The sequence below is a fragment of the Streptococcus mitis bv. 2 str. SK95 genome (genome assembly GCF_000222705.1).
Classification (GTDB): Bacteria; Bacillota; Bacilli; order Lactobacillales; family Streptococcaceae; genus Streptococcus; species Streptococcus mitis_AY.
Genome location: NZ_AFUB01000053.1, coordinates 57,650 through 65,751, shown reverse-complemented (window position 1 = coordinate 65,751; position 8,102 = coordinate 57,650). Strand labels below are relative to the sequence as shown.

The window sequence follows — 8,102 nt, the reverse complement described above, 5'->3', positions numbered from 1 at the left end:
CGAGAGGTTGATAGAGACGGCTTCCTGCTTCTGAGCCTGCGGGATATCCGCCATCCCAAGTAGGAAGGAAAGGGATTTCTCTTCTTCCCAGGCAACCGCTGGCTGCACTGCTTCCAGCTCCTCTAGCGCAATGCGCTCTTTGAGCGGAGGCAACCATGGCTGGGGTACTGGAGGAATTTCTTGTTCCTGACACAGATCTTGGATATGGTGCACAATCGCATCCAACTCTGTCGGAACTTCCTTGATTTCTTCGACTTCTTCTAAACCAGATAGGTCTTCATTCAAGATTTCATATTGACCCAATTCATTGATTAGATAAATCGTATGGTCCTCAATCCCCATATCGTCCTTGTCCGGCTGGTAATCCGCCCCTGACCAGGCTGATTGAAAGAGTTCATAGACCTCATTATTTCCGACCTGCAGATAAGCGCGTCCCGTCTGGGTAATCTCGGCCGCATCCGGTGTATGAAGCATTTCATTGGAGTCCGAACGGTCCGCCACCTTAAGGGCAATCTTAAAGCGTGAGTTGGACCAGATCTGGTCATCCACCACACCCGATGGCTTCTGCGTAGCTAGGATCAAGTGAACTCCGAGGGAACGCCCGACCCGAGCGATAGACACCAGCTCCTTGATAAAGTCAGGCTGGTTGACCTTGAGCTCTGCGAACTCATCTGAGATGAGAAAGAGGTGAGGGAGTGGCTCAGTTGCTTCTCCGTTTCTAAATTTCTTCTGGTATTGATTGATATGGTTGACTTCAAACTCTCCAAAGAGCCGTTCCCGGCGATGGATCTCCGCATTGATCGAAGCCAAGGCCCGCATGGATTGGGCTCCATCCAAGTTGGTAATAGTTCCCAAGAGGTGGGGCAGGTTTTTAAAGAGATTAGCCATTCCCCCACCCTTGTAGTCAATCAACAAGAAAGCCACATCATGAGGGTGGAAGTTGACGGCAAGAGACAAGATATAGGATTGGATGGTTTCAGACTTCCCTGAACCCGTCGTCCCTGCAATCAAACCATGTGGGCCATGGGCCTTTTCATGGAGGTTGAGCTGAACCAAGTCCTCCTTGCCTCGTAAACCGATTGGAACAGCCAAGCTCTTATAAGGGGCGTTCTTTTTCCAACGACTCAATACCTGCAAGTCCTCAAAGGTCTCTACCCCATACATTTCCATAAAGGTCACAGAGTCTGGGATTGAACTCTTGAGGTTTTGGAGGTGGTTGAGCGGTGCCAAGGTACGGGCAATCCGCTCCTTGTCATAATCTGCTGGAAAATGATCCAAGTGGAAGTCCGTCTCTTTCAAGACCCCTTCTTCCATGACCAGTTGGCCCGTATTACGGTCCTTGATGTTGATGACTGTCTGGATATTCTCAGACAAGGAACTCATCACATCCTCCACAAAGACCAGCGAACAGCCTAATTCTGTCGGATCTTCGGTAAAGAACTCCATAATCACGTGGTCCAAAATCAGTTTTTCATCGGTTACTAAAACCACATAATGGGGATGAAAAAGGGTGCTCTCCTTATGGGAGGCTTCCTCTTTTTGGCTACGGCGCAGTTTTAAGATTTGGTTCAAACTGTTTAAAACTTGGTCCCGTGTCCGTTGATTATAGACAAAACCACGGACATTCAGCTCTTGCAATTTGGCATGCGGAAGCCACCGCATCCAAGACCATTGGTCTCTCTCCTCTTCCGGCAAGATGGTAATAAACTGCACATCGTGATAAGAGTGGAAAGTCGCTAACTGCATGACCAACAGCTGGAGCTGTTCTAAGACGAGATTTCTAGGTCCGACATACCCCACTGGTCCATGGCTGAGATTCGCTGGAATAGGCATATCTGGAATCTTTTTATGACGGCTATAGAGAGCGTAACCTTCTTCTTCTAACGCATCCTTCTTCCCGCTTCGCTCCTGTTGGCCATAACTCAACTCATAGCTGGTAGGAAGTTTTCCTAACCCCAAGCGATAGTATAGAAAGTCAAAATGCAAAGGAGTCTTTTCGTAAATCCGATGGTTGTAGCTCTCAACCAAATCCGTCAATTCTAGAACCGTCGGAAAATGGTAATGCATCCCTTCTTTTTGTTCCCGCTCTAGACGGGTCAATTCCATGGCCTTATCTCTCAGATAAAGATGATATAGGTCAACCCGCTCCTTCTTATCCGCCTTATACTTCTTACGGTTTTTGATAAAACCACGGATTGAAAAAATCAAGCTGACAGCTGACATCCCGACCGTAGCGAGGATATAGATGCCCCGCGGTTGGACAAGGGTAATCAGGACAGTGACCCCAATCATCATAAGGGGAGGAATGATTAGTTTTAACAGTTCATCACTGGGTTTACTCGGTTCCTGTCCTGGAGGATTGATTAAGATTTTATCCTCACTCCCACGATAGATGATACGTGGTGAACGGTGATAATCTGGATAATCCTCATAAAAGCCATAACGAGAGGGCTCTCTTAGGGGCAATTGGTTCCCGACCCGTGCAGGCCCTTGAATCCAAACTTCATCTGGATAGAGTTTAATCGTCACTCCCCCAATACTCAGCTCATCTCCAAAGTGAAGCAGTTGCTGGTCCTCTAACTCCAAACGATTGTTTCGATAGAAGGCTCCCTTCAATCGTGTCAACCTCCATTGATTTTGAAACTTTTGGAGTAGGAGGTCAATCGTTTCATCTAGTCTAATCAGTGCATCTTTCTGTGAAGCAATCTGAAACTCGGATAAGTCCAATAGATCATAAATTCGTGTCTCTCCCTCGCGAAGGTAAAAAACGACTTCCCCCAGAGTTAGTCCGTCCTTCAAAAGGCCCGTTTCTTCCCCATACTGATAAAAAATATCCTCCCCATCAATCTTAAGTTGAATGGGAACAGTCTGTTGAGGGAGATGGACCTGCGCCTTTTCGGTTGCACCAAGCAAGACGGTCTTATCAGCTCCTAGCTCGACTTCATAGCGTAGACCCAGGCTATAGAAAATGATCTCTTTTGTCATATATGCTCTCCTTGGTCTCCTTTAATTGCTTGAGGAAGCGCTAGGCTTTTTCTCTGACGATGGCTTGGTCTCAGATGCCTTATCCGCTTGACTGGAAGCACCAGAGTTCGCACTTGAGCTAGACTCACTAGTCAAGAGGGCGCTGCGACTATCCCAGTATTTCTTATACTCACCTTCCAAAGCCGTCAATTTGCTTTCGCGGTCCTTCCCTGACAACTGGCCATCCTCACGAACCTGCTTAATTTCTTGGGTCAAAGCATAGAGAATCAAATCACTGTCATTGATCCGCTTCGCTGTATCAAGGGCATCCTCAAAACGATTACGCCCAACTTGAATCCAATAGGTCAGGTACAGTTCATCCGACTTGAGGGTAACATTATTCAAGATGACCTTCTTTTGGTCTGAAGAAAATTCCAAACCTTGAATATAAGAGTAAGCCAACTCATACTTTTGCGTATTAGGAAGACTGGATGGGGAAATCCCTTCTAACTCTGTAATCACACCACTGTAATCCACCTTGATAAAGGCCGTATCTGCCTGCAATAACTTCTCTTTAAAAGGATTTTGGATGAAAATCAGATAGATCAGAGGGACGACTAACAAGACGACACTCGCGGTCAACCAAATCGTTGCTAATTTAAAGATCCGGTGGCGTCTGCTTGGTACCAAGACCAGATCCGCCTGTTCCTTTGCGGCCTTCTCCACATAATACTTCTCCAATACGGCTACTGCAGTTGCGATGTCCTCAGCCTGACACAAGTCCGTGAGAAAGTCTGGGAGAGTTTCCAGTTCCAAGGAACCATTGTAGAGGTCCATAAAATCCAAATCACTAAAGAGGGTCACCGCAAAACACTTAGCCTGACGTAAAAAGTCCTCTGAGGAGACTGCTTGAGGAGTCATGAGACCTGGTACACCGCGATAGGCAATCTTTGCCTGGACATCCTTTGTGATAAAAAGATTCATCGGATGCAAAAGAAAGGTCACCGGCAAGGCCAAAGCTGCCTCTAAACCAAAGACATTTAGGGCCAAACGAATCCGCTCTGAAATGGTTCGGCTCTTCACTTCTTCATAACGAAGACCATGAGGCTCTAGCTGATACGTAAACGTCACACTATCCTCATCTGCCTCCATGGTCTGTTCCAAAAAGAGCGGATGATGCAAATCCAAAAGCAGGAGCTCCCGCAAATCCTGACTCGCTACATCTGAGCGCTTAAGGCTCAATTGCCAAGTTGTTTCATTTTTTTCATAGATAAATGGCTGTTCACCAAATACAAATTTTTCCTCAGTCACCTATATCTCCTCTATCTCTACTAAATCTCCTGTCGTCATTGGATAATCCGACAGATACTTACCCTCATCAAGCAACAAGCCCTTATTAACAACTCGTAGTTGATATTTTTTTCGCTTCTTACCTGGATTAAAAATGGTATCCACTTCTCGGATTAATCGACGCACTTCAATCCGACGTGGAATACGAATATCCACATCCCTTTCTTTCAGGCGTAGGGTAATATTGATATGTTGCTCCATTTCTCACTTCTCTCCTGTCTGATCTCTCACTTTCAAATCCTCACCGCTAACGAGCTGGAAAAACCAGCCACCAAATCAAAATCAATCCGTACTCTCTACCATCACGCGATAACTCATCACAGCGGTTGCTCCAAAAAGCAAGAAAATTAATGCTATATAGAATATCTCTGGAAGAAAGTCACTTAATCCACTTTTTTCTACCTGACCTATATTTGTTTGAAATTTAGCTATTTTTTTTGAATTTGGCTGAAACAACTGCTCTTCGGGAGATTTTTTCACTGACCCCTGTATAGCAGAAAACAGTTGGCCCCTTTCTGTGATCAACTGTTCCTCTTGATACTGCTGCATATCTTGCAACTTCTTTTGAGTCGCTTCGTTAAAAAGCTCCTTGATTTGTTCAGATTGTAATCCAAATTTTAATCCCTCTTTCTTCTCAAGTCGGGAGTCATCAATCTGGAGACTATTATCCTTCAAATCATCTGCAGCAGCCATTGAGACTGCTGCACATGCTACTAAGGTAAGAAGTAAAAGAATTATTTTTTTCATTTCCTATTCTTTCTCAGTTTGAAATACTTGAGGCCAAAAGCTTCTTTCTTTGATAAAAATATTCATAACAAGTAATCCAGCTACGACAATCGTCATTGCAACAAATGCTAAAATGTTTGCTGGTTGCCCATCAAAATATCCTGAGAGTAAAGCTTCTAATATTGATAAAGCATTGAGATGTTTGATAAATGCTGGGAAGCCTGTTAGACTAGCCGTTGTCCCAATTGCATTTGATAGGTAGACAAAGCTAATCATCATAAAGAAGGCAAGACCCATTCCAATCACTCGGAAATGTTTGAGCAATAAATACTGTCCTTGAATCAGTACTAAACCAGCTAAAACAATCAGCAAGACCCATGACGGTTGGTATTCACGACCAACATGAAGCTGAACACTCGATACAATACCAACTACTAGACCAACTACTACAGCTAAAATAGAGAGTAGCCCAACTGTCATAATATCCGTATCATGTAGCTTATCTAGTTTGAACTTATCTTTAACTTTTCGAATAATATTTTGAGTTGCAAACAGGTAAGCTGTAAAGAGACTAACAATCTCCAATAGTAAAATCCATGTAAACGGACGGTAAACATTGACAGTCGCTTTTACTGAAGTAGAATTTTGAGCAACAGGGTTTGATAAGAAGTTCAGCAATACTTCGTTTGGTACCCCATTTTCATAGGCATTATTCAAAACCTTCACGAAGGATTCTACAAAGTTTCCATTATTAGTCAATTCTTCATTAAACTGCGTCATCAAGGAGTCAGCATCTTGAGACAACTTTTCAGTACTTGTTTGAGCGTTTGACAATTCACGATTGAAATTACCTAAAGTCTCATTAACAGACTCAGCCGCCTTAACATTGCTTTGAGAAGACTCCTTCACACCCTTAGTTTCAGATAAGAGAGCTACATAATCAGAATTTAGGGTAGATAATTGATTATCAGTAGCTTCAAAGGCTTTATTTCCTCCGTCTTGTGCTTTTTCTAAATTCTCTAGTTTCTCTTTTAACTGTTTGTACTTCTCAAATTGGTCCTTTATTTTGGTATCCAATTCTTGATTGGTAGTCAAAATATCTTGCACATTTTTTTCTAGAACAGGCTTGAGAGTAGTCAATTCTGATAAGGCTTTATCTACTTTCCCTTTAGTACCATCTGTATCTGTATCGCTAGCAGGTGTGGTTAAGCTATCTTCATACTTCTTCAGATTTGAACTAATCGCTTCAAACCAAATATCTGATAATGCCATAGACACATTACTATTTTTTAACCCTTTGACGGTATTGTATGCTTGTGTGAGGGCTTCTACCTTTTGGTAGGCAGAAGCTATTTTCTGAACCTTTTGTCCGTAAGAAACTGCTGCTTTCTGAACGGCTAACACATCTACTGGTGCACTAGCTGCTTGGACATCATTCAAGGAAATATCAATTGATTTTAGCTCTGCTTTTGGAGCTGGACTTGGAGTCCCAGTTGAACTTGTAGTTGGAGTTGGAGCTGCAACGCTATAGGCTACTTTGAAAGTCCCACCAGTCTTCAAATCAATCTCTTGGCCTAAGGCAACCGGTGTGCCATCATAAGTGACTGAGTGAACTGTCACTCCTGTTTCAGCTTTCCATGATACCTTAGCCTTTGTTCCTGTTCGTCCAACAGCACTCGTACTCGTGATTGCCTGATTTTCCAAATTTTTCAAATCAGTCGAATTGATTTCGTCACTAGGCTCTTTGATTGTTTTTAAATATGTATAGTCTACAGAAGGAATTGTGATCGGTGACATACCAAAACCACTAAATTCTTTTCCACTAAAATCTTCTTTTGGTAATTCTGAGATTGCAGAAGCCAACTGCTTTTTGAGAGATTCTTCAGCCTTCTCTAGGTCCTTATTTGCAGCTTTATCCAAAAATTGATCAAGAGTGATTTTGCTCTTCTCACTTGTTCCATAGTAAGTGGCTAATTTCTCATCAATAAAGTTATGAATATCCTTTTTATGATTTTCAAACTTGGTTCTTTCATCTGTTAGATTGGTCTGTAAACTATCAATCTTTTTTCTGATGCTTTCTGCTACTGTTTTATAGGAAGGTCCAACTTCAGATGACGTACCATCAGAGGATGCTGCTGTTCCATCTATATTCGCAGTCAGACTGCCTTGAGCTTCAATTAATTTCTGATAAGCTTCAACTTGCTTCTGAACGTCTTCTCGACTCTTAGAGATGAGCCCAGTGATAACATCCGCATGATTTTCCTTCTCAAGGGCCCTATTCTTAAGCAGAGTACCAAACTTTTCACCATAGGCAATCTGTGAAACATCGAAATGACCAAAAATCTGAGAGTAGCTCTCCAAACCTGTCTTTAAAGTACTGTTGGCGTCAACTGATGAACTAGACATCGTATAGAGAGTTGGGAAAAGATTTTTAGAATTGATAGCTATCCCATATAAGTTCGTACGATAGTTTCCGATGTTGGTTGCTTGTATCTGCGAGCTAGCTTGAACATTCTTTTGTGCTGTATAAAGGTTGTTCAAAATACTAGCCATATACATGTCGACTAACTGACCATTCAAATCAGCAACAATGTCTTTTGCTAGTTTATTTGCATCATTTTCTACTTGCAAATTTCCTTGCGCATTCACCTTATAATTGATGGTTGTCTTATCAACATTGATGCTGTTAATATCGAGTATTTTTTCAGAAAAATCACTAGGAATTGTTAAAACGAGTTGGTATTTCCCACTTTCTAATCCAGAATCAGCTACTCCACGAGGCACAACAGACCAATTTTGTGAATTGTCACGCTCGATATTTTTTACATAACTAGCACCCAGATTATACTCTTTTGTATCAACATAGACAGGCTTATCTTCATTTACAATAGCCACATTTAATTTGGTCTGTTGATTTGCTTTTGCACTATTCTCATTATGAATAGTTGTATTTTTTTGAACAGATAGATTCAAAAAAACCATTAGTGCAAGCAATCCTAATGCCAACAGACTACTTCCTATATATTTAAAAATTTTATTCTTCCTCATATTACTTTAAATCT

5 protein-coding genes are annotated in these 8,102 nt (G+C 42.2%); all 5 read right to left on the bottom strand.

Going from position 1 to position 8,102, the window contains the following annotated elements:
- On the bottom strand, positions 1–2,985 hold a 2,985-nt coding region (gene essC / locus HMPREF9965_RS10255; RefSeq protein ID WP_000159502.1), incomplete at its 3' end, for a type VII secretion protein EssC.
- 21 nt (positions 2,986–3,006) lie between these two features.
- On the bottom strand, positions 3,007–4,275 hold the full coding sequence (gene essB, locus HMPREF9965_RS10250; RefSeq protein WP_000134085.1) for a type VII secretion protein EssB: 1,269 nt from the start codon (positions 4,273–4,275) through the stop codon (positions 3,007–3,009).
- Complete coding sequence (locus HMPREF9965_RS10245) at positions 4,276–4,515, bottom strand: EsaB/YukD family protein (protein WP_000434882.1); 240 nt, start codon at positions 4,513–4,515, stop codon at positions 4,276–4,278. It lies immediately after the preceding gene.
- 81 nt (positions 4,516–4,596) lie between these two features.
- Complete coding sequence (gene essA / locus HMPREF9965_RS10240) at positions 4,597–5,061, bottom strand: type VII secretion protein EssA (RefSeq protein WP_000720600.1); 465 nt, start codon at positions 5,059–5,061, stop codon at positions 4,597–4,599.
- Positions 5,062–5,064: 3 nt separating this feature from the next.
- Positions 5,065–8,088: a type VII secretion protein EsaA gene (gene esaA / locus HMPREF9965_RS10235; protein WP_004243994.1), complete on the bottom strand. Its 3,024-nt coding sequence runs from the start codon at positions 8,086–8,088 to the stop codon at positions 5,065–5,067.
- Positions 8,089–8,102 lie beyond the last annotated feature (14 nt).